This is a genomic window from Acinetobacter sp. CAU_H_S139_7 (assembly GCF_058599305.1).
In genome coordinates this window covers 575,188-596,798 of the sequence record NZ_CM178651.1, presented here as the reverse complement: position 1 = coordinate 596,798, position 21,611 = coordinate 575,188, and the positions used below count along the sequence as shown (strand labels likewise).

The 21,611-nt window shown below is 43.3% G+C and carries 17 protein-coding genes, 6 tRNA genes and 1 rRNA gene; 7 read left to right on the top strand and 17 right to left on the bottom strand.

Going from position 1 to position 21,611, the window contains the following annotated elements:
- Positions 1-355: 355 nt before the first annotated feature.
- From AC4MC0_RS02930 to AC4MC0_RS02920, 3 genes are all read right to left on the bottom strand, one after another.
- Positions 356-431 (bottom strand) — tRNA-Ala (locus tag AC4MC0_RS02930).
- Between the two features lie 68 nt (positions 432-499).
- Positions 500-576, bottom strand: a tRNA-Ile gene (locus tag AC4MC0_RS02925).
- 61 nt (positions 577-637) lie between these two features.
- Positions 638-2,175 (bottom strand): 16S ribosomal RNA (locus AC4MC0_RS02920).
- 508 nt (positions 2,176-2,683) lie between these two features.
- Between AC4MC0_RS02920 and yfiR the strand changes: the two genes are divergently transcribed.
- Genes yfiR through yfiB form a run of 3 tightly spaced genes read left to right on the top strand, consistent with a single transcriptional unit; the run spans position 2,684 to position 4,897 of the window.
- On the top strand, positions 2,684-3,184 hold the full coding sequence (gene yfiR / locus AC4MC0_RS02915) for a regulatory sequestration protein YfiR (protein WP_279670640.1): 501 nt from the start codon (positions 2,684-2,686) through the stop codon (positions 3,182-3,184).
- 4 nt (positions 3,185-3,188) lie between these two features.
- On the top strand, positions 3,189-4,427 hold the full coding sequence (gene dgcN / locus AC4MC0_RS02910) for a diguanylate cyclase DgcN/YfiN (RefSeq protein WP_279664683.1): 1,239 nt from the start codon (positions 3,189-3,191) through the stop codon (positions 4,425-4,427).
- Positions 4,421-4,897: an outer membrane lipoprotein YfiB gene (gene yfiB / locus AC4MC0_RS02905; RefSeq protein ID WP_336000358.1), complete on the top strand. Its 477-nt coding sequence runs from the start codon at positions 4,421-4,423 to the stop codon at positions 4,895-4,897. The genes dgcN and yfiB overlap by 7 nt, the downstream gene beginning before the upstream one ends.
- Before the next feature lie 115 nt (positions 4,898-5,012).
- On the opposite strand, the gene AC4MC0_RS02900 is transcribed toward yfiB, so the two are convergent.
- The 9 genes from AC4MC0_RS02900 to AC4MC0_RS02860 all read right to left on the bottom strand — a co-directional run bounded on the left by AC4MC0_RS02900 (position 5,013) and on the right by AC4MC0_RS02860 (position 12,060).
- A tRNA-Pro gene (locus tag AC4MC0_RS02900) sits at positions 5,013-5,089 on the bottom strand.
- 18 nt (positions 5,090-5,107) lie between these two features.
- A tRNA-His gene (locus tag AC4MC0_RS02895) sits at positions 5,108-5,183 on the bottom strand.
- Between the two features lie 35 nt (positions 5,184-5,218).
- Positions 5,219-5,295: transfer RNA gene (locus AC4MC0_RS02890), tRNA-Arg, on the bottom strand.
- A 46-nt stretch (positions 5,296-5,341) separates the two neighbouring features.
- Positions 5,342-5,418: transfer RNA gene (locus AC4MC0_RS02885), tRNA-Pro, on the bottom strand.
- Between the two features lie 153 nt (positions 5,419-5,571).
- Complete coding sequence (nadA, locus tag AC4MC0_RS02880; protein ID WP_159153289.1) at positions 5,572-6,639, bottom strand: quinolinate synthase NadA; 1,068 nt, start codon at positions 6,637-6,639, stop codon at positions 5,572-5,574.
- Positions 6,640-6,784: 145 nt separating this feature from the next.
- The gene (gene argJ, locus AC4MC0_RS02875) at positions 6,785-8,005 is read right to left on the bottom strand and encodes a bifunctional glutamate N-acetyltransferase/amino-acid acetyltransferase ArgJ (RefSeq protein WP_151836095.1); all 1,221 of its coding nucleotides are present in this window, start codon (positions 8,003-8,005) and stop codon (positions 6,785-6,787) included.
- Between the two features lie 157 nt (positions 8,006-8,162).
- Complete coding sequence (locus AC4MC0_RS02870; protein ID WP_004983653.1) at positions 8,163-8,510, bottom strand: hypothetical protein; 348 nt, start codon at positions 8,508-8,510, stop codon at positions 8,163-8,165.
- Between the two features lie 192 nt (positions 8,511-8,702).
- Positions 8,703-11,426, bottom strand: coding sequence for a preprotein translocase subunit SecA (gene secA, locus AC4MC0_RS02865; RefSeq protein WP_336000362.1), 2,724 nt, complete (start codon positions 11,424-11,426; stop codon positions 8,703-8,705).
- A gap of 214 nt (positions 11,427-11,640) precedes the next feature.
- A complete protein-coding gene (locus tag AC4MC0_RS02860; protein WP_279692643.1) occupies positions 11,641-12,060 on the bottom strand; it encodes a hypothetical protein in 420 nt (139 codons plus the stop codon).
- Between the two features lie 357 nt (positions 12,061-12,417).
- Here AC4MC0_RS02860 and AC4MC0_RS02855 point away from each other — a divergent pair, with 357 nt between their 5' ends.
- From AC4MC0_RS02855 to AC4MC0_RS02845, 3 genes are all read left to right on the top strand, one after another.
- Positions 12,418-13,059, top strand: coding sequence for a peroxiredoxin (locus AC4MC0_RS02855; protein WP_336000366.1), 642 nt, complete (start codon positions 12,418-12,420; stop codon positions 13,057-13,059).
- Positions 13,060-13,369: 310 nt separating this feature from the next.
- Complete coding sequence (locus AC4MC0_RS02850) at positions 13,370-14,194, top strand: MBL fold metallo-hydrolase (protein WP_004697796.1); 825 nt, start codon at positions 13,370-13,372, stop codon at positions 14,192-14,194.
- Positions 14,191-14,766, top strand: coding sequence for a dual specificity protein phosphatase family protein (locus tag AC4MC0_RS02845; RefSeq protein WP_004697794.1), 576 nt, complete (start codon positions 14,191-14,193; stop codon positions 14,764-14,766). Before AC4MC0_RS02850 ends, AC4MC0_RS02845 begins: the two co-directional genes overlap by 4 nt.
- A gap of 26 nt (positions 14,767-14,792) precedes the next feature.
- On the opposite strand, the gene AC4MC0_RS02840 is transcribed toward AC4MC0_RS02845, so the two are convergent.
- The 4 genes from AC4MC0_RS02840 to trpA are packed head-to-tail and all read right to left on the bottom strand — an operon-like array spanning position 14,793 to position 18,773.
- Complete coding sequence (locus tag AC4MC0_RS02840) at positions 14,793-15,806, bottom strand: SPOR domain-containing protein (RefSeq protein ID WP_406935410.1); 1,014 nt, start codon at positions 15,804-15,806, stop codon at positions 14,793-14,795.
- Positions 15,797-17,080 (bottom strand): bifunctional tetrahydrofolate synthase/dihydrofolate synthase, encoded by a 1,284-nt coding sequence (gene folC, locus AC4MC0_RS02835; RefSeq protein ID WP_336000369.1) that lies wholly within the window; start codon positions 17,078-17,080, stop codon positions 15,797-15,799. Before folC ends, AC4MC0_RS02840 begins: the two co-directional genes overlap by 10 nt.
- A complete protein-coding gene (gene accD, locus AC4MC0_RS02830; RefSeq protein WP_005401957.1) occupies positions 17,077-17,973 on the bottom strand; it encodes an acetyl-CoA carboxylase, carboxyltransferase subunit beta in 897 nt (298 codons plus the stop codon). The genes folC and accD overlap by 4 nt, the downstream gene beginning before the upstream one ends.
- Entirely contained in the window at positions 17,970-18,773 is an 804-nt protein-coding gene (gene trpA / locus AC4MC0_RS02825; RefSeq protein ID WP_005401958.1) for a tryptophan synthase subunit alpha, read from the bottom strand. Before trpA ends, accD begins: the two co-directional genes overlap by 4 nt.
- Positions 18,774-19,145: 372 nt before the next feature.
- On the opposite strand from trpA, the gene AC4MC0_RS02820 reads away from it, so the two are divergent.
- Complete coding sequence (locus AC4MC0_RS02820) at positions 19,146-20,477, top strand: Na+/H+ antiporter NhaC family protein (protein WP_336000373.1); 1,332 nt, start codon at positions 19,146-19,148, stop codon at positions 20,475-20,477.
- Positions 20,478-20,530: 53 nt separating this feature from the next.
- Here AC4MC0_RS02820 and AC4MC0_RS02815 read toward each other — a convergent pair whose 3' ends face one another.
- Positions 20,531-21,553: an AraC family transcriptional regulator gene (locus AC4MC0_RS02815; RefSeq protein ID WP_491887272.1), complete on the bottom strand. Its 1,023-nt coding sequence runs from the start codon at positions 21,551-21,553 to the stop codon at positions 20,531-20,533.
- Between the last annotated feature and the right edge of the window lie 58 nt (positions 21,554-21,611).

The following is a 21,611-nucleotide window of genomic DNA, read 5'->3' as shown; positions in this document are numbered from 1 at the left end:
TGTTGCTCTGTGTACTTAAACACTGTACAGCTTCAATTCAATTCACATACCAAAACGCTTGATTCAGTTAATTTCGCTAGTAACTCATTTCTTCAACCTTCATCAATCAGTAATAAATCACTGTTAATGTCGATCTTAAAAACGAGTATGAACAAATTATTTCAACTCAAATATATTCTGTTAATGATTTTTCCAGCCTTCGTCAGGTCAGGAAACTGTGATAAATCACAGAAGTTAATAAGTTATCTACTTACTAATTTCTGTAATCCAACCTATCTGCGCGAAGCATAGCTTCTTGCTTAAATTTCAAGGAAAAGCCTTAAAGCAGTGCTTTAAGTTTTCTTGTCTTGAAATTTGGTGGAGACTAGGAGAGTCGAACTCCTGACCTCCTGCGTGCAAAGCAGGCGCTCTACCAACTAAGCTAAGTCCCCAGCTTATCAATAAGTCAATGTCTCTGTTTTTCTGTATTCAGCATTTAATAATGCTTGTTAGTCAGATTTGGTGGGTCTGACAAGACTTGAACTTGTGACCCCACGCTTATCAAGCGTGTGCTCTAACCAACTGAGCTACAGACCCTCAGATACATCGTCATGAAGAACAACTTGTTGTGGATTCTTACCAATCGTCAATCTTTCGTTAAGGAGGTGATCCAGCCGCAGGTTCCCCTACGGCTACCTTGTTACGACTTCACCCCAGTCATCGGCCACACCGTGGTAAGCGTCCTCCTTGCGGTTAGACTACCTACTTCTGGTGCAACAAATTCCCATGGTGTGACGGGCGGTGTGTACAAGGCCCGGGAACGTATTCACCGCGGCATTCTGATCCGCGATTACTAGCGATTCCGACTTCATGGAGTCGAGTTGCAGACTCCAATCCGGACTACGATCGGCTTTTTGAGATTAGCATCCTATCGCTAGGTAGCAACCCTTTGTACCGACCATTGTAGCACGTGTGTAGCCCTGGTCGTAAGGGCCATGATGACTTGACGTCGTCCCCGCCTTCCTCCAGTTTGTCACTGGCAGTATCCTTAAAGTTCCCGGCTTAACCCGCTGGCAAATAAGGAAAAGGGTTGCGCTCGTTGCGGGACTTAACCCAACATCTCACGACACGAGCTGACGACAGCCATGCAGCACCTGTATGTAAGTTCCCGAAGGCACCAATCCATCTCTGGAAAGTTCTTACTATGTCAAGACCAGGTAAGGTTCTTCGCGTTGCATCGAATTAAACCACATGCTCCACCGCTTGTGCGGGCCCCCGTCAATTCATTTGAGTTTTAGTCTTGCGACCGTACTCCCCAGGCGGTCTACTTATCGCGTTAGCTGCGCCACTAAAGCCTCAAAGGCCCCAACGGCTAGTAGACATCGTTTACGGCATGGACTACCAGGGTATCTAATCCTGTTTGCTCCCCATGCTTTCGTACCTCAGCGTCAGTATTAGGCCAGATGGCTGCCTTCGCCATCGGTATTCCTCCAGATCTCTACGCATTTCACCGCTACACCTGGAATTCTACCATCCTCTCCCATACTCTAGCTTCCCAGTATCGAATGCAATTCCTAAGTTAAGCTCAGGGATTTCACATCCGACTTAAGAAGCCGCCTACGCACGCTTTACGCCCAGTAAATCCGATTAACGCTCGCACCCTCTGTATTACCGCGGCTGCTGGCACAGAGTTAGCCGGTGCTTATTCTGCGAGTAACGTCCACTATCCTAGAGTATTAATCTAAGTAGCCTCCTCCTCGCTTAAAGTGCTTTACAACCAAAAGGCCTTCTTCACACACGCGGCATGGCTGGATCAGGCTTTCGCCCATTGTCCAATATTCCCCACTGCTGCCTCCCGTAGGAGTCTGGGCCGTGTCTCAGTCCCAGTGTGGCGGATCATCCTCTCAGACCCGCTACAGATCGTCGCCTTGGTAGGCCTTTACCCCACCAACTAGCTAATCTGACTTAGGCTCATCTATTAGCGCAAGGTCCGAAGATCCCCTGCTTTCCCCCGTAGGGCGTATGCGGTATTAGCATTCCTTTCGGAATGTTGTCCCCCACTAATAGGCAGATTCCTAAGCATTACTCACCCGTCCGCCGCTAGGTCAGGTAGCAAGCTACCTTTCCCCGCTCGACTTGCATGTGTTAAGCCTGCCGCCAGCGTTCAATCTGAGCCATGATCAAACTCTTCAGTTAAAAATCATTAGTAGCTTATGGCTACAAATCTTGGCTCATCAATTTTCTGACAAATATTTCTCAAATAAACTTCGAGTAATTTTTACCATTCAATCAATGAAATATTTTCGATCGATCAATCAGTAAAAATCCACACAAGTTGTTCTTCATAATCTCTTAATGATCTTCTTACTGATTCGTCATCAGCAAGCTAGGTCGGCCATACTACTCTCTTTCAAGAAGAAGTCAACTGGTTTTGTTAATTATTTTTAAACTTATTCAAGACTTCCAGATTCTACCGCTTGGGCTAAATCCTTGTTTCTCAACAAGTTTTAATCAACATCACCGCCGATGGATGTGCATTCTACAGCATTTCTAATCCCTTGCAACACCTTTTTCTATTATTTCATTTCAAGCGCATATTTTTTGGTCAAAAATGTGATTTTTGTCGATTATTAAAGCAATTTTAACCATCACTGTTTATTTTTCGTTAAAATAGGGTCACTTTAGCTGCCAAGCAAAATGAATAATGACAGCTTTTAAATACAAAATTTATTTAACCCTCTTGTCCTGTTTAATGATTTCTCAGGTACAGGCACAACCACAACTAAATCTCCCGGCAACCACATTGACGATTTTGAGCTATGTACGTTGGAATACTCCCAATCCCATTTCTTTATGCATTTTAAATAACAACCAATTATCCAATCAGTTCATTCAAGTCAATCAGCAACTCAAGAGTGCGTATCAAATTCAAGCGGTCAGTTTGTCTGAATTGAATAAGGTTATGTGCAATGCTGTTTTTTTCTCAACCTACACACCACGTGAAGAGCAAAATATTATAAATAACCTAAAAGATGCTCCTCTGACTTTTAGCTCTAACAATACTGAATGCGAATTAGGTAGCGCATTTTGCTTATATCAAAACAAAACGCGAACTTCCTTTAAGGTAAACTTGGCCAGCCTGTCCCAGTCCCAAGCACGTGTAGATCCACGTGTTTTATTATTAGCAAAATCTACGGAGCCTTAAGTCAATGTTTCGTAAAAGCTCTAACACCTCCCTACAAAAAATTTTTAGTCAGTCTCAATTGCTGATTTTTGCTCTTACTCTTGGAATTTGTAGTTTAATCTTCGTGGTGATTTCCATCTACACCATGAATACCTACGCCAAGCAAAGCCTTAATATTTTTAGCGCAACCTTAAGTGAGCAAATTCAACCTGCTGTCATTTTCAATGATTCTATTACACTACAGCAAACACTGAACAATCATATTCAGCAATATCCAATTCGCGCTATTCAAGTCATCAACCTACAAGGGAAACCACTGGCCGAAGCATACAAACCTACACCTGAGTTTGCATGGATGGAAAATCTGTTTGATAAGGTCTTCTTTAAACACCCTGTGACACGCACCATCAAACATCAAAATAACCAGTACGGGACATTGATCATTTACGGTAGTGCCACTCAACTCATGAGCTTTTTCTTTCAGCTCTTGATTTGTCTCTCCGCTGGGATTTTTGTCATCCTACTGATTATGTTGTGGTTGGTACATTCAACATATCAAAAGGTGATGTACTCGATTCAACCCATGGTCAATACCGTTGAAAGCCTTAATCTTGATACCCAATATCAAGCACGTCTCCCATCATCCCCCATTTATGAATTTCGCGTCATCAGTGGTGCATTTAATAATTTATTAGACAAGGTGCAACGTACCAATGAAAAGCTACAAAGTGAAAACTCTCAATTATCACATCAAGCGTTGCATGATCAATTAACTGAACTCCCGAATCGTCATTATTTTTACAATATTTTGTTCAATCAATTTGAGCACCCTGAGAAAAACCAGACCGCTCTCTTTTTTATCGACAACAATAACTTTAAAAACATTAATGATGTTTATGGGCACTTAGCAGGTGATGCCGTGCTCAAAGAAATGGCCCAACGTTTGAAAAAGAATGTCAGAAGCCACGATGTGGTTGCTCGCTTAGGTGGTGATGAATTTTCAATTCTACTCCGCAATATCAAACACTATGATCATTTAGAACTAATTTGCGAGCATTTAATCGAATGCAGTAAAGCACCATTATCTTTTGATCAACAACAGATTCATTTTAGTTTCAGTATTGGCGTTGCTTTCTCAAAATGTGCAACAACGCCTGAAGATTTGATTGCTGAAGCAGACAATGCGATGTATAAAGCCAAAAACTTAGCTCAAGGGTGGTACATAACACCTTGCCTAAATCCTGATCAGGAATCCTCATGTTAAAACATCTTTGTAAATTTATGCTTATCGCAGGTCTTATTACTGCTTTATCTGGCTGCCTTAGTTTAGGGCACCTCAACTATAAACAAGCGCGCATGCTGAAGAAACAAGGCTTTACCCTGACCGAAGAAGGCTGGACGCTGAGACTGCCTGAAAAATTATTGTTCGGCTTTGACCAATCCGATATTCAAGCCTCTCAAAAACCCGCACTCGAAGCGCTTTCTAAACAGCTACAGCAATACAATTTAAATAAAATTAAAGTGGTTGGACATACAGATAATATTGGTGACCCAAGCTACAACCAAACACTCTCGGAGAAACGCGCATCAACGGTTAGCCAGATTTTTATCGAAACAGGGTTTAAAACTCAAAATATTCAGAGCATGGGTCGCGGTGCATCACAACCTCTGGTAGAAAATAGCAGCGAGGAAAATCGAGCGCTGAATCGTCGTGTGAATATTATTATTCCTTAAGCATTTATGTTTTATCTTTAGCCTTCGTCACGAAGGCTTTTTTATGTACTTTACTAAATTTCAGGCATAAAAAAACCGCTTAATGCGGTATCTTTATCTCGACCATTTCAATAAATGGTCGGAGCAGTAGGATTCGAACCTACGACCCCCTGGTCCCAAACCAGGTGCACTACCAGGCTGTGCTATGCTCCGATTTCAACTTTTTAAAGTTGGGGTGAATGACGGGATTCGAACCCGCGACAACTGGAATCACAATCCAGGGCTCTACCAACTGAGCTACATCCACCATAACGTGTCGGTTCTTAATACCAAGCTACCTAATGGCGCGCCTGACAGGATTCGAACCTGTGACCATCCGCTTAGAAGGCGGATGCTCTATCCAACTGAGCTACAGGCGCATGACCAATAATACGAGGTATTATGGATAACCTTGCCTTGAAGAATTGGTCGGAGCAGTAGGATTCGAACCTACGACCCCCTGGTCCCAAACCAGGTGCACTACCAGGCTGTGCTATGCTCCGATTCATCTCAGCTTTTGTATCGAACATCTCGTTCGGTACGGTGTGCATTCTAGGCGCGACGCTTGATAACGTCAACACCTATATTTAAAAAAAATAAAAAAATCACGTCAAATGTATATTAATCAAGCGTTTCAAGCATTTTTTATACAAATTTTACCGTTTTAGCGATGCACTGAAATCCAACATGCGATCTAAAGGTAATTTCGCACGCTCAGCAAGTACCGGGTCTACAAATATTTCCTGATCGCCACGCTGTAATACCTCTAAAATACCATCCAGCTCATTCATTGCCATCCACGGACAATGTGCACAAGAACGACAGGTTGCACCCTCTCCGGCTGTTGGTGCTTCAACCAAAATTTTGTTGGGCACTGCTTGTTGCATTTTGTAGAAAATACCCCGATCGGTTGCCACAATCAGTCGTTCATTGGGTAAGGTTTGTGCCGCTTTAATCAGTTGCGACGTACTTCCAACGGCATCAGCAACATCTACCACCGATTCAGGCGACTCAGGATGTACCAGCACCGCAGCATCAGGATAAAGCGCTTTCATTTGCGCGATGCCACGTGCACGGAATTCTTCATGCACAATACATGCACCATCCCAAAGCAACATGTCTGCGCCTGTTTTCTTTTGGATATAACGGCCTAAATGCTGATCAGGCGCCCAAATAATCTTTTCACCTAAACTGTCTAGATGCTCAATAATTTCGACCGCACAACTTGAGGTCACCACCCAATCAGCACGGGCTTTAACGGCTGCTGAAGTGTTGGCATAGACCACTACTGTATGGTCTGGATGGGCATCACAAAACTGACTAAATTCTTCAACAGGACAGCCCAAATCTAAAGAACATGTGGCCTCTAAAGTTGGCATCAGAATGGTTTTATTCGGTGATAAAATTTTTGAGGTTTCACCCATAAATTTAACGCCCGCCACCACCAAGGTTGATGCTGGATGATCACGACCAAAGCGGGCCATTTCCAATGAATCAGAAACACATCCGCCACTTAACTCGGCCAATTCCTGCACTTCAGGATCGCAATAGTAGTGCGCCACCAATACCGCATCGCGCTTTTTCAACTCGTCCAAGATTAAAGCAAATTTTTCTTGCTTCAGTTCTTCACTGAGCTTTGAGTCTTTGGTTTCACCCAAACGGTCCAAATGCGCCTGCACAATTGATTTTGCGTCATTGGCAATTAAATTGGTCGCATTGTTCATCATTCATTCATCCCTTCATGCTTGTCGGCAAGCAAGTCCCGCACTTAATTTATTGGCCAAATGGCTTCTCGGCTTTTGACCAATCATTCAAAAGTTCTTATGGTAAAAAAGCCTCCAAAGGAGGCTTTTTTTAAACTCGTTAAGATTAAGAACGATAATCCGCATTAATCTTTACATAGTCATAAGATAAGTCACAGGTATACACTGTGTCTTTCGCTGCCCCGCGTCCTAGATCTACACGAATGGTCATTTCAGCTTGTGACATTACACGAGCACCTTCCGCTTCCGTGTAATCGGCAGCCGCGCCACCATCCTTACAGATTTGCACATCATCTAACCAAACTTGGATTTTTTCAACATCTAAATTTTTAACCCCAGCATAACCAATCGCAGCCAAGATACGTCCCCAGTTCGGATCTGACGCAAAAATCGCGGTTTTAACCAAAGGTGAATGCGCAATACTATAAGCAATATCACAGCATTCTTGCGTGTCATACCCACCTTCAACAGCAACCGTAATAAACTTGGTTGCACCTTCACCATCACGCACAATTAGTTGTGCAAGACGTTTCATCATACGCGTGAGTACATCTAGCACTACGGTATAGCGTGCATCTTGGGTTGAGCTAATTTCAACACCACCCGCTTGACCCGTAGCCGCAAAGATACAGGAGTCATTGGTTGAAGTATCACCATCAATGGTAATTCGGTTGAAAGAAACATTCACCGTTTCGCTCAACAGTTGCTGAACCAACTCGCGGCTAAGAGGGGCATCGGTTGCAACATAGCCCAACATCGTTGCCATGTTGGGACGAATCATGCCTGCACCCTTAGAAATACCCGTCATGGTATACGTGATGCCATCCAACTCGAATTGCTCAGATGCGCCTTTCGGTGTGGTGTCAGTCGTCATAATCCCAGTAGCAGCAGCATCCCAAGCATCAGCACTCAAACTATTTAATGCAGACTGTAAACCATTTAACAAACGCTCCAACGGCAATTGTTCACCAATCACCCCTGTTGAAAACGGTAACACTTCCGTTGCTTGCACACCAGCAAGCTCAGCCAATTTTGCACAAGTACGCTCAGCATTCAGCATGCCCGTCTTGCCTGTACCGGCATTGGCATTACCAGTGTTAATAATGAGGTAACGCGGATTCGCCACCTGTAAGTGCGCTTTTGACACATGCACGGGCGCCGCACAGAACGCATTTTGAGTGAAAACACCCGCAACGTTCGTTCCTTCAGCAAATTCGAAAATGACAAGATCACGTCGGTTCTGATAGCGCACATAAGCTTCAGCCGTTCCGATTCTCACCCCTTTCACCACGTGCATTTGTGGCATTGATACGTCACCTACTGGCATTTTAAACGTCCAATTCATTTGTTAGAAAAAACACAGCTTATTAGAATTTTCAGAAAAAATCGAGCAGAAGACTTTGTTTGCTTTAACTTTTCAATGCACACTCATTTTTGACATAAAAAAACCAATCCGAAGATTGGTTTTATGCAGCAGCATTTGATTAATTTGAAGCAAGCTGTGCTGAGCTAGACAAAAGCGCTTGTTTAGCATTTTCTTGACTTACAGGAGAAAGCGCTGGATTTGAAGCCACAATACGATTCACCGTTGCTGCATTTACAGGAGCAATAGCAGCCGTTTGCAGAACTACTGGGCGTTGATTTGGGTTGGCAAAGGTATAACGAATCCCTGTACGCGGACTTTGTACCGTAATATTGCCATTGGCTTGTGCCGCAGGTGCTGTAGTTGCACCGCGCGCTTGTTGAACTTTAGCTGCGGTAGTGGTATCTGCAAATGCAAAAGTTGGAAGCGCTAAAGCTACAATCATGATTGGTTTTAATACTTTTTTCATTGTCTTTCCACTTTAGAGGTTTAGATGATGAGCAACTAAATAGCATTTAATGCCTAACACTGCAAATGCTATTCACATTATGCAACGCTTTAGCTGTAATCAGAATCGTATTTGGATTGATCTTAACGTCAATTTTTCAGTCATGCCAATAAAAAGCAGAACCGAAGTTCTGCTTTTTCACTCGTTCACAGTTTAGATTTTACCGTGACACTGTTTATATTTTAGGCCTGAACCACATGGGCAAGGCGCGTTACGACTCGCAGGTGCAGCAAACTCTTCTACTGGCTCATACTGTGCATCTACTTCTGCGAAGTGGCTTTGATCATCAGCCAACAAACCATCAAAGTCTGCATGCGACAAGTTCAATTGCATCGCTTCAGCTTGAGCTTGCTTTTGAGCTTCCATTTCAGCCAGCTCTTCAGCCGTTGGCACATGTACGCGAGATAAATCAGTCACAACATCCGATTTGATAATCGCCAACATATTTACAAATAAGTTATACGCTTCTTTTTTGTATTCTTGCTCAGGATTTTTCTGCGCATAGCCACGCAAGTGAATGCCTTGACGTAAATAATCCATCGCTGCCAAGTGATCTTTCCAGTGACGATCCAGCGAGTTCAGCATGAAGTGACGCTCCAGCATAACTGCAGTTTCATCACCCATTTGTTCACGGCGACTACGGTAACGCTGTACCACTTCATCGGTAATACGCTCAACCAAAGATTCCTCATCTAAACGACGGTCATCTTCTAACCATTGGTTGATTGGCAAATCAATTGCGAGGTCTTCACGTAACGCTTTTTCAAGCCCATCAATATCCCATTGATCATGAATTGACTCAGGTGGAATATAGTTAGAAATCACGCCTTTCATCACATCACGTTGCATCTCTTCGATGTAATCTTGTAATGTACTTTCAGCTAAAACTTCATCACGTTGCGAGTAAATAATTTTACGCTGTTCGTTGTTGACGTCATCGTATTTCAATAAGTTCTTACGAATGTCGAAGTTACGTGCTTCAACTTTGCGCTGCGCATTTTCAATCGAACGTGACACCATTTTATGCTCAATGGCTTCGTCTTCTTGTAAGCCCATCGCACGCATCATGCCCACAACACGATCACCTGCAAAGATACGCATTAAGTCATCTTCAAGGGACAAGTAGAAACGTGACACACCAGGGTCACCCTGACGACCTGCACGACCACGAAGCTGGTTATCAATACGACGTGATTCGTGACGCTCAGAACCAATGATGTGTAAGCCACCAGAACTCAATACCATTTCATGGCTTTGTTCCCATTCGGCTTTTAAGCGCGCTTCATCTTCAGGGGTTGGGTTTTCAATTTTTGCCAGTAAAGCTTTCCAGTTACCACCGAGCAGAATGTCTGTACCACGACCTGCCATGTTGGTTGCAATGGTTACTGCTCGCGGTGCACCCGCTTGCGCAATAATATCCGCTTCACGTTCGTGTTGTTTCGCATTTAACACTTCGTGCTGAATGCCAGCATCACGCAATTTATCAGAAAGAATCTCAGAGGCTTCAATGGTTGCTGTACCAATCAGAATTGGTGCTACACCAGACTCATGCACGCGTTGAATTTCTTGAATAATCGCGTTGTATTTACCATTACGATTTAAATAGATTAAATCGTTTTGGTCGAGACGAATCATTGGACGGTGTGTCGGAATGATGACTACATCTAGACCATAAATTTCTTTCATTTCCGCCGCTTCAGTATCGGCAGTACCGGTCATACCCGAAAGCTTTTTGTATAGACGGAAATAGTTCTGGAAGGTTGTAGTTGCGAGTGTTTGGTTTTCAGGCTGGATTTCTAAGCCTTCTTTTGCTTCAACTGCTTGGTGTAAACCCTCTGACCAGCGACGACCTGGCATGGTACGTCCTGTGTTTTCATCGACAATGATTACTTCACCATCATTGATGATGTAATGCACATTGCGTTGATACAAGTAATGCGCACGAATGGCAGCAGTAACATGATGAACTAGATTTAGGTTGGTCGATGAATACAGGCTTTCACCTTCAGCCAACAAGCCCATTTCAATCAGTTCATTTTCAACCGTTTCAAAACCAATTTCTGTCATTTCAACAGAACGTTGTTTTTCATCAATCCAGAAATGACCACCATCAGCGACTTTTTCTTCTTTCTGCGCATGCAGCTTGGGCGGAATACTGTTGATTGCGGCATACAACTGTGAAGAATCATCACTTTGCCCTGAAATAATCAAAGGCGTACGCGCTTCATCAATTAAGATCGAATCGACTTCATCGATGATGGCATAGATCAAACCACGTTGTTTTTTCTCAGCAAGCGAGAACACCATGTTGTCACGTAGATAGTCAAAGCCAAATTCGTTGTTGGTACCGTAGGTAATATCGGCACGATAGGCTTCAGCTTTCTCTGTTGGATCTTGCATGGAATAGATAATCCCGATGCTTAAACCCAAGAATTCAAACAGCGGACGGTTTAATTCAGCATCACGCTGTGCCAAGTAGTCATTCACGGTAATGACGTGAACACCTTGAGCACTAATCGCGTTTAAATAACACGCCAAGGTACCCATCAGGGTTTTACCTTCACCTGTACGCATCTCTGCAATTTTACCTTCGTGTAAGGTAATACCACCGATCAACTGTACATCGTAATGACGCATGCCCATGACACGCTTAGCTGCTTCACGGCAAACGGCAAATGCTTCTGGGAGTAATTTATCGAGGCTTTCGCCCTTGTTATAACGTTGTTTAAATTCTTCAGTTTTTGCAGATAAGTCTGCATCGCCAAGAGCGGATATCGTCGGCTCGAGCGCATTAATCTTGTCTACGATTTTACGCATGCGTTTGAGTTCGCGCTCATTTTTGGTACCGAAGATTCCTCCGATCAGACTTGCCAACATGAATAGACTCTCTAAATCTTGCTTGTCAAATGAATATGTTTTCTTAGTCGTTATTATGGTGCTAGAAATTTGAAGTACAAGGGCTTTACACAAAACCATTTAAAAAATCTATTCATTGTTTCTAGCCCGTCGAATCTAAGGCAAACTAATGTAACAAATTTTAAACAGCCGACATAGAGATTTCATCCGAACTCATCAGGATTCAACAGTCTTTTTAAAGTAGCGACTTTAATTGTTTGCAGTTGTTCAAGGTTTTGCTTTCAAGTGCATGATTTTGCCGCAGCGAGGCTTTCACCCCGTTGTTGGACTGATTTGGATTCATGCTCTGTAAGAAACCCAAGAGTTGTTCATCATTGACTCGCATTGCGGTAAGAATTGGAACAAGCTGTACACAAGCAACTTGATAAATATTATTCGCATTCTGACCTCGAGCTAACTCCTGTTCGAGAGCCTGAGACAGCGCCACTTTCCGCTGTGTAAGGCTTTTTTGGGACGCTAGATATTGATCTGTAATTTGTTGTGGCGTTTGACGAGCAGTACTCACTTGGGCTTGTTTCAATTGCCCACCATTCTGCGCATGGGTTACTTCCAGTCCCCATAACACTAAAGTCAGGGCGATACCTATTTTTTTCATTGTTCTAATACTCAAGTTTTTTATACTTTGTGAATTTGCTTTAAAAAACAAATATAAATCAATCATGAAAAGAATTATATCCAATCATAAACCGATCGAATGCGCAATCAATTCTATAGAGCGATACACTTCACAGAAGCAGAAAAAATCTCGTCTAAACACCGTTACCAAATATGCAAATAAACGGTCTCTAGAGCAACAATGAGGTCATCTTTGGCATCCCCAAATACATAACAGCTATCCGACCAATTATGAATATTTTGTATAAACAAATAATAAAACACTATTTTTCATGCAAAAGAAATTGCGCCATAGTGATGTTCATTCCATAGACATAAAGATAATTTGAGGTTCAACATGAGTTTACGTTTAGGCGACATCGCACCCAACTTTCAACAGGCTTCGAGCGAAGGCAAAATCGATTTTTATCAATTTTTAGGCGATAGCTGGGGAGTACTGTTTTCACATCCTGCTGACTACACGCCAGTATGTACCACCGAGCTTGGCTTTACCGCAAAACTCAAAGATGAATTTGAAAAACGTGGGGTAAAAGCCATTGCTCTCTCGGTCGATGATGTTGAGTCACATCTAGGTTGGATTAAAGACATCAATGCAACCCAAAATACCACGGTGAATTTCCCGATCATTGCCGACCAAGACCGTAAAGTGTCTGAGCTATATGGTTTTATCCATCCTAATGCCAGTGAAACATTAACAGTTCGCTCTTTAGTGATTATCGATCCAAACAAAAAAGTCCGTTTGATTATCACTTATCCTGCATCGACTGGTCGTAATTTCCATGAAATCTTACGCGTGATTGACTCACTGCAACTGACCGATCACCACAAAGTTGCAACTCCTGCGAACTGGCAACAAGGCGAAGATGTGGTGATTGTGCCGTCACTCAAAGATGAAGCTGAAATCGCACAGCGCTTTCCGAAAGGTTATAAAGCAATCACCCCGTATTTACGCCTGACTCCACAGCCCGAGCAAGGATAAAATACTCTGCTGTTGCAGCAGACAAGCGAAGCTCGAAGTTTTAACCGAGCAGACCGATTGAAAACAAAAATGGGGCACTAAACTCCAAGCAATCCAAAAGAGGAAACTAACCCATAAAAATACGTTCTGAGTCACCTTGTATGATCGTTACAAACTCCAATGACGAGCCGAGTTTGAACTTTTGAAAGCCTGTCAATCGACAGGCTTTTTTCCGTTTAAAGCAGATACACATAACTCTTTAACAAAATCAAACTGTTAAAACTCAAGTCTTCCGCTATAACAGTCAAAACAATACGATAAAAAAGACTTTATGATTTATAACATTCACCATTTACATTGTGGCACCATGTGTCCAGTGTGTGCCCCACTCTTTGGTCAAAAAGGTTTTCAAGCTAAGGTGGTGTGCCATTGTCTTTTGGTTGAAACAGATCAAGGGCTGGTGCTGATTGATACGGGCTTAGGCATACAGGACTATCTACACACCAAGCAGCGTTTGGGGCAGTTGGTGGCTCGAATTGGAAAAATTGAACAAAACTTAGAATTAACTGCAATTGCACAAATCCAAAAACTTGGCTTTAGCCCAAAGGATGTCAAACACATTTTGGTTTCACATCTGGATTTTGACCATGCGGGGGGCATTTCCGACTTTCCCAATGCAACGGTACATATCCTGTCTAACGAATATAATGCGGCACAAAATTTAAAATCATTTAAAAATAAGGCCCGTTATAAAACACAACAATTTCAGCAGCATCGCCATTGGCACTTTATTGAGCCGATCCACGGTGACGCATGGTTTAATTTGACTCAAGTGCAAGGATTTGACTTATTTCATAATGAGATTCTTTTGATTCCACTGTTTGGGCATACTGAAGGCCACTGTGGCATTGCCATTAAAACCCAACAAGGTTGGAAACTCTTCTGCGGGGATGCTTACTACTCCCACCTAGAACTTACCCCCCAAAACAGACTTCGCAGCTTAAATGCCTTGGAAGTATTTTTTGCCGAAGATAATGCACAGCGTTTAAGTAACTTGCATAAAATTCAACACTTGGCACAGTCTGAACCAAGTATCGAAATCTTTTGCGCACATGACCCTGTTGAACTTTCACACCATCAGAGCCTGATCCTATGACCAAATATCTTGTTATGCTTTCTCTGTGTATCAGTGTTTCTGGCTGTATGACTACACCTGGGTTGCCAGAGACAGAGCGTCCACAACACTGGGGACAGTCGATGCAGCCTGAGCATAATTTCTATCAAATCAGTAAAACCATTTTTCGTAGTGAGCAACCCGATCAAAATTTAGTTCAGAGTTTAAAAGCACAGAAAATTGATGTAATTATTAATTTACGCTCACGCAATCAAGACCTGAAAAAACTATCCAACCAAGGGTTTGAACTGGTACATATCCCCATTCATACATGGGCGATTGACCGAGAAGACTTGTTAAAGGTGATGCAGCAAATCCAACTTGCAGAGCAAAACCAGCAAAAAGTTTTACTGCATTGCTACCATGGTTCAGACCGTACAGGCGCCAGTGTGGCCATGTACCGCATTATTTTTCAAAACTGGTCTACCACTGATGCCTTGGCTGAGATGAAACATGGGGGTTATGGTTTTCATCCAATTTGGCAAAATATTGAGCCATTATTCAGCCCTGAAAATATAAAATGGATTCAACAGCAACTATTGAATCCATCTTAGTGAAGGCAATTAGGTTGAATCCGATCTTAGCGTTTGTCGAGTGGCACCCAGTCAATCACCCATGCGGACTTCATGCCGAGGCTCGCATCTGAAGTAATCTTCTTGCGGGCTGCATCGGCAGTATCACGGTCTTTAGATGGCCCCACCATAATCCGTACGCCTTTAGAGGTTGGACTTTTAGTGACCTTATAGCCCTTGGCACGAAGCTTAGCAGCCAGTGCATCCGCATTGGCTTCATTGGCAGCCAATGCCACCTGTACCATCCACTGCTTATCACCATGTTCAAGCAAATCACGCGCTTTCTCAGCTTCCGCCTTTTTCTTGGCTTCATCAGCTTTACGCTTTTCATCTGCCTTACGTTTGTCTTCCGCTTTTTTCTCAGCATCTGCTTTACGTTCGGCTTCTTTTTTCGCTTCAGATTTACGCTCATCTTCTGCTTTACGTTTAGCCTCTGCTTCTCGCTTAGCTTTATCTTCAAGTGCTTGCTTTTCTGCTAAGACTTTTTGCTCAGCCAGTTTTTTTGTAGCCGCTGCTTTTTCTGCTTCAGTACGTGCTTGCAGCTTTTGCTGTTCCAACTTCTTTAGCTCAGCGGCTTTATCCGCAGCAATTCGCTGTTGCTTGGCTTTTTCATCTTCAACCAATTCTGGTGGAATGTTATCCGAGCTTTGCTGTGCAGCATTACGGTGTGCATTTAACGCGGCATATTCTTCCGCTGCTTTACGTGCAGCATCTGCTTCAGCTTGCTGTTGCATTGCTAAAAATTCGGCCGCACGAGCTTCTTGTTCAGCAACCGATTTTTCACGTGCTACACGTTGTTGTTCCAGTAAACGCTTTTCTGTTTCAACATCAACCGTTAACGGCTGAAGTTGAACCAACTCACCTTCGGCATTGCGTTGCACATTTTGTGTGACTAGCTCTGGTGTTTTAATATTATTTTGATGTATTTCTTCTTTGCCTTTAAGCAGTAATGCCGCCAAAAGGACACCACCACCTAATAAAACAACGCCACCCATCCAACGTTGTTTGCTATTCATTGACATTCTTCCAAATACTCCCATACCGCTTCTAATGTATGAAATGAACCACATACCAAAATCAGCTGATTATTCTTTGTTTCGTCGAGCGCTGATTTAAAAGCCAATTTCACACTGTCAAAGTGCTGCACATGTTGCCCTTGCAGCGCTTGATCCAATTGTTCAATTGGAGCTGCACGCGGGACAGTTAATGCCGCAATTTTCCACGTTTGTATGGAGTCTTTCAATAACTCTGTGACAGATTTCACATCTTTATCTGCCAACATCGAGAAAACACTGACTAATTCAGTGTACTGTTTATTGTATTTTAGGAAATTTCGCAATTGATTTAATAAAAAAGCAACACCATGCGGGTTATGCCCTGCATCAAAAATCACCGTTTTGTTCTGTATTTGGCGAATTTCAAAACGACCTTGCAATTTTGCGTTTTGAATTCCTTCAGAAATAGCCGCTTGAGTGACCGTTAAACCACTCAATAAAACAGCAGCAACAGCTGTTGAAATATTTTCAACCGCCAATGTGCCGAGAGGTAAATTTAAAGTGGTGCCGCTGGATGCAAACATCCACGCCTGACCATGCTCACTGCGTTGATAAAAATAGTCACGATTCACTGCATAAAGTTTTGCAGCACAAGCATCCGCTTTATCGATAATCGCTTGAGGGATTTGTTGTAAGCCGCCAAACACCACAGGAATATTGGGACGGATAATGCCAGCCTTTTCAAAGGCAATCTTTTCGATGGTATCGCCCAGCCAGTCAGTATGGTCTAAACCAATATTGGTGATCACCGCAACATCGGGTTCAATCACGTTGACCACATCTAAGCGACCGCCCAGACCGACTTCAAGCACCCAAACATCACATGCTTGGTCTTTAAAAATGACAAAAGCCGCGAGTGTGGTCGCCTCAAAGAACGAGAGGCTTAAATCACAATCACGGCGCGCTTGATCCACTTGTACAAAAGCATCGACCAAGCTTTGGTCATCGACCTCTACACCACGCAATTTGACCCGTTCATTAAAACGGTAAATATGTGGTGACTGATACAGTCCCACCTTATAGCCTTGCGCATTTAAAATGGCAGCCAGTGTGGTGGTGGTCGAACCTTTTCCATTGGTTCCCGCTACGGTTAAAACTTTGGCATCGGGACGCGTCACACCGAGCTTTTCAGCTACAGGAATGACCCGTTCCAATCCTAAATCAATCCCCGTAACGTGAACATGGCCCCAATAATCGAGCCATGTTTCTAAAGAGTCTGTTGCAAGTGGTGCTGTGTTCAAGACAAATTCATCAGTTTCGCGACAATACGATAAACTGTATCACGTAATGCGTGACGGTGAACAATTTGATCGATTACACCATGATCAAGCAAGTATTCAGCACGCTGGAATGGCTCTTCTAACTTTTCGCGTACCGTTTGTTCGATCACGCGTTTACCTGCAAAACCAATCATCGCTTTCGGCTCAGCAATATGTACATCACCGAGCATTGCTAAAGATGCGGTTACACCACCGTAAACAGGATGGGTCAACACCACCAAATAAGGTAAGCCAGCATCTTTCATTTTTTGGATGGCCGCTGAAGTACGCGCCATTTGCATCAAAGACAACATACCTTCTTGCATACGCGCACCGCCTGAAGCAGCAAAGCAAATCAGGGGTTGTTTGTCCGCAATGGCTTTTTCAGCCGCTTGCACAAAACGGTCACCAACAACTGTACCCATTGAGCCGCCCATGAAGTCAAATTCAAAGGCACAGGCAATCAAAGGAATACCTTTGAGTAAACCTTGCATCACGACCAAGGCTTCAGTTTCACCTGTTTTGGTCTGCGCTTCACTCATACGCGCTGGATATGGCTTTGAGTCGACAAATTTCAGTGGATCTTTGGCTTTAAATTCTTGTCCCAATTCTGTTTGCACTTGGTCAAAGAACCAATTCAAACGATCACGGGCTTTCATACGCAAATGTTCATCACACTGAGGGCAAACATACGCGTTAAATGACATTGCAGTACGTGTAACAAGTGCATGGCACTCAGGGCATTCAATCGTTGGTTCTGTAAACGTCGCCTTGAGTGAGGTTTGCTCATCAGGTACTTGAATACCAGGTACACCACGTTCAGTCCATGGCGTCGATGGGCTTAGGATTTTCCCTGATTTAACATCTTGACTCATACTAACTCATCGAGCGCTGCTCGAAGCTCCTTGACTTTATTAACCGTTTCAACCACGGCTTGTTCTGGTGCTAAGTTTGCAAATTGCTTAACAAAAGCACTACCAACAATCACAGCATCAGCCACTCCGCCCATTGCTTTGGCAGATGTCGCATCACTGATCCCAAAACCAACACCGACAGGAATATCTGTTTCTGCTTTAATTTTCGCAATTCGGTTTGCAGCTTCAGCAACGTCTAAAGTTGCTGCACCTGTGACCCCTTTTAAAGACACGTAATAGATGAAACCACTCGCCTGTTTCACCACATGTTTAATGCGTTCGTCCGTTGACGTTGGCGCTAGTAAAAAGATTTGATCCATATCAAATTGCTTCAATACAACATCAAGCTCTGCTGCTTCTTCTGGTGGTAAGTCCACCAGTAGAATGCCATCGACACCACATGCATGCGCAGTCGATACAAACTTTTCATAACCAATGACTTCAACTGGATTCAGATAACCCATCAATACGACTGGGGTCTCTTGATCCTTTTGACGGAACTCTTTGACCATATTCAAAGCATCTAAGGTATTGGTGCCACCTGCCAATGCGCGTTCTGCAGCAAGGGCAATCACAGGACCATCTGCCATAGGGTCTGAAAATGGAAGACCGAGTTCAATCACATCTACACCCGCCTCGACCATCTGATGTAACAAAGGAACTGTTACCTGTGGATGAGGGTCACCAGCCATAACATAAGAAACCAAAGCTTTACGCTGTTGAGATTTAAGCTGTCCAAAACGAGTGGCTAAACGTGACATAGGGTTGTGCTTTCCTTAACTTGTTTAAAATTAAAACTACTGAGGAGTTGGCTTTGTAAAAATACAAGACGCTGCATTGTAACGCTATTTTTTACTCATTGAATAGAGCACATCGCGTTCGCGTTCCAATTCATTTTTCGTCAAATATTTTCAGAACAACCGTAAAGCACCATTTACTGATATTTCGGTTTTTTTCTCAATGATCAAAGATGCCTAATTTTAGGAAATACCAAAATGTCTAAGTTTTAGATAAACTTATTTTTATTTGCAAAAAAATGATAAAAATAGGCGGTTTAGCTTTTACATTTAAAGTTTTATGAAATAGCAAAACCTGCATTATACTACGCACATTCTTTCATTTCCCTATCTCCTATGACCACCGATAACTCAGGTTTAGTGCAAGCACGTGCGCTTGCGCTGTTACCGCTTATTGTTTTTTTAGCCATTTTCTTAGGCAGTGGTATTTACCATTCTGTGATTGGAACCGAGTTTGCGTTCTATCAAATGAAAGCGCCTGTTGCGGCCATTCCTGCCATTATTTTGGCGGTGTTGATCTACCGCGGTGAGCTGAATCAAGGCATCGAAACCTTTCTGCGCGGTGCAAGTCACCCGAACCTCATCTTGATGTTCATGGTGTTCATGCTGGCAGGTGCATTTGCCAGTACCACCAGCGCCATTGGTAGTGTAGATGCCACAGTGCAAATGGGCTTGTCTGCGATTCCACCAGCCTTTGTGCTGCCCATGCTATTCATTATTTCAGCGTTCATTGCAACAGCAATGGGCACCTCGATGGGCACCATTGCGGCCTGTGCACCGATTGCCTTTGGTTTCTCTCAAGCCACCGATATTGCTGCTGTCTATGCCATAGGTGCGGTCGTGGGCGGTGCGATGTTTGGTGATAACCTGTCGATGATTTCGGATACCACCATTGCAGCCACCACCAGTCAAAAAGTTCAACTTCGAGACAAGTTTCGCGTCAATGTCTGGATTGCAGTACCTGCGGCTTTAATCACAATCGCGATTTATGTCTTTAGCATCCATCAAACCGAACCCATTCAATCCAAAGACTTTAACCCTTGGCTAGTATTGCCCTATGTGGTGGTGTTTTTCCTCGCATTCAGTCGTTTACACGTGCTTGCGGTACTTACAGTCGGTGTAGTGCTCTCTGGGGTGATGGGACTGATTACACAGCCAGAATTTACGGTCATTCAACTCAACACAGCCATCTATGATGGTTTTGTCGGTATGTTTGAAGTCGCTTTACTGTCGATGTTCTTGGGCGGTCTTTCGACCATTATGCAAAAAGAAGGTGGTCTCGACTGGCTTATTCAACGCATTTACAGCCTAACCCGTTTATTTAAAGTTGGTCGTGAGCGCGCAGGGGAAATCGGATTGAGCTTTTTGGTGGTTTTCTCCAACATTTTTGTGGCCAACAACACTGTAGCGATTATTTTATCGGGCGATATGGCGCGTGAAGTCGCGAAAGAATATGGCGTAGACCCCAAACGTGCAGCCGCTTTGCTCGACATCTTTTCATGTGTTGTACAAGGGCTTATTCCCTATGGTGCACAGCTTCTATTGGCCTGCTCAATTGCAAAGCTTTCGCCAGTTGAACTCATCGGCAGCATTTACTACTGTTGGATACTGGCAATTTTTGCCATCCTTGCGATTGCATTCCGTTTTCCACGACTGAAATCAGTCTGATCATTGCATACATTTCAGCGCCTCCCCAAAGGCGCTTTTTTTTATTCCTGCTGTTATTTCAGTTGTCGTTTCAACTGTAATAAGGTCTGTCCACTGTGCTGTTTATAGGCACGCGCTAAAGCAGACTGTCCCGAATAGCCGAGTTGTAAGGCGATTTCAGTTAAACTCAAACCTTGTTGTAATAAATATTCACATCGTTTCATGCGCTCTGACTCAAGTACCCGCTTAAATGAACTATCCCAGTCTTGTAACTGGCGTTGTAAGGTCCGCGTCGACAAGTGTAATTCATTGGCAATCTGTTCGATTTTAGGGGCTTCCTCATACGCTTTAAGATAATCAGCCACGGCACTATGAATCTGTTGTAACACGCTCTCATAACGAGGCTTGAGGGCAATTGCAACCTCTGCTTGTTTCAGTAAAAGCTGCGTTAAGGAAGGATCAGCAAAGCCCGATTTTAAAGTCAAACTGTCCGCACTCATCACATAGGCATAGCAGGCTTGATTAAAGCTCACTTCACAGCCATAAAATTTTTGATAATGATACTGTGCCATCTGGGCTGGATGCGCCATTTGGATTTTTAAGAACTGTAACTGATCGGGGAAAATTTTCTTGGCCAAATGCACAATGGATGCCATGGTCATTTCATTCAGTGAAGCATATTTCTCATTGAGAAAAGGCCAAGTCAGCCAAATCTTACTGCCCCTTTGCTGCATCTGCATGGGACTCACTTCTGCACCATCAATCACCAAACGACTAAAACGCATCACATAACTCAGTGCTTCAGCCACGCTATTACTGCGTGTGGCCATATAGCCCAAAACACCAAAATGCTCAGGTTGAATAAATTTTGCCATCTCCATAATCAACTGAGGGCAATCCAACTGTTCTCGCGTCAGTTGTAAAATCGTTTGAAAGAACGAAAATGGCGATTGGGTATCAATTGGCAGTTGTAATACATGTTCCAGTTCATACTGATATTGCGCTAAAAAACCGAGTCGATGAAAATCAATTCCTTGCTCTATGAGATACATATTCAAGAGCTGAAAATAACCATTGGGGATTTGTAATTCTTGCATGACGGCCCACCCACTATTTGACATGCGATATTTTCACATTGGCGTAAAATGTATAAAA

Bases quoted from the DNA above. Each gene is read 5' to 3' on its own strand.
- yfiR (WP_279670640.1), top strand. From the start codon at position 2,684: ATGACAGCTTTTAAATACAAAATTTATTTAACCCTCTTGTCCTGTTTA.
- dgcN (WP_279664683.1), top strand. From the start codon at position 3,189: ATGTTTCGTAAAAGCTCTAACACCTCCCTACAAAAAATTTTTAGTCAG.
- yfiB (WP_336000358.1), top strand. From the start codon at position 4,421: ATGTTAAAACATCTTTGTAAATTTATGCTTATCGCAGGTCTTATTACT.
- nadA (WP_159153289.1), bottom strand. From the start codon at position 6,639: ATGAACAATGCGACCAATTTAATTGCCAATGACGCAAAATCAATTGTG.
- argJ (WP_151836095.1), bottom strand. From the start codon at position 8,005: ATGCCAGTAGGTGACGTATCAATGCCACAAATGCACGTGGTGAAAGGG.
- AC4MC0_RS02870 (WP_004983653.1), bottom strand. From the start codon at position 8,510: ATGAAAAAAGTATTAAAACCAATCATGATTGTAGCTTTAGCGCTTCCA.
- secA (WP_336000362.1), bottom strand. From the start codon at position 11,426: ATGTTGGCAAGTCTGATCGGAGGAATCTTCGGTACCAAAAATGAGCGC.
- AC4MC0_RS02860 (WP_279692643.1), bottom strand. From the start codon at position 12,060: ATGAAAAAAATAGGTATCGCCCTGACTTTAGTGTTATGGGGACTGGAA.
- AC4MC0_RS02855 (WP_336000366.1), top strand. From the start codon at position 12,418: ATGAGTTTACGTTTAGGCGACATCGCACCCAACTTTCAACAGGCTTCG.
- AC4MC0_RS02850 (WP_004697796.1), top strand. From the start codon at position 13,370: ATGATTTATAACATTCACCATTTACATTGTGGCACCATGTGTCCAGTG.
- AC4MC0_RS02845 (WP_004697794.1), top strand. From the start codon at position 14,191: ATGACCAAATATCTTGTTATGCTTTCTCTGTGTATCAGTGTTTCTGGC.
- AC4MC0_RS02840 (WP_406935410.1), bottom strand. From the start codon at position 15,806: ATGTCAATGAATAGCAAACAACGTTGGATGGGTGGCGTTGTTTTATTA.
- accD (WP_005401957.1), bottom strand. From the start codon at position 17,973: ATGAGTCAAGATGTTAAATCAGGGAAAATCCTAAGCCCATCGACGCCA.
- trpA (WP_005401958.1), bottom strand. From the start codon at position 18,773: ATGTCACGTTTAGCCACTCGTTTTGGACAGCTTAAATCTCAACAGCGT.
- AC4MC0_RS02820 (WP_336000373.1), top strand. From the start codon at position 19,146: ATGACCACCGATAACTCAGGTTTAGTGCAAGCACGTGCGCTTGCGCTG.
- AC4MC0_RS02815 (WP_491887272.1), bottom strand. From the start codon at position 21,553: ATGCAAGAATTACAAATCCCCAATGGTTATTTTCAGCTCTTGAATATG.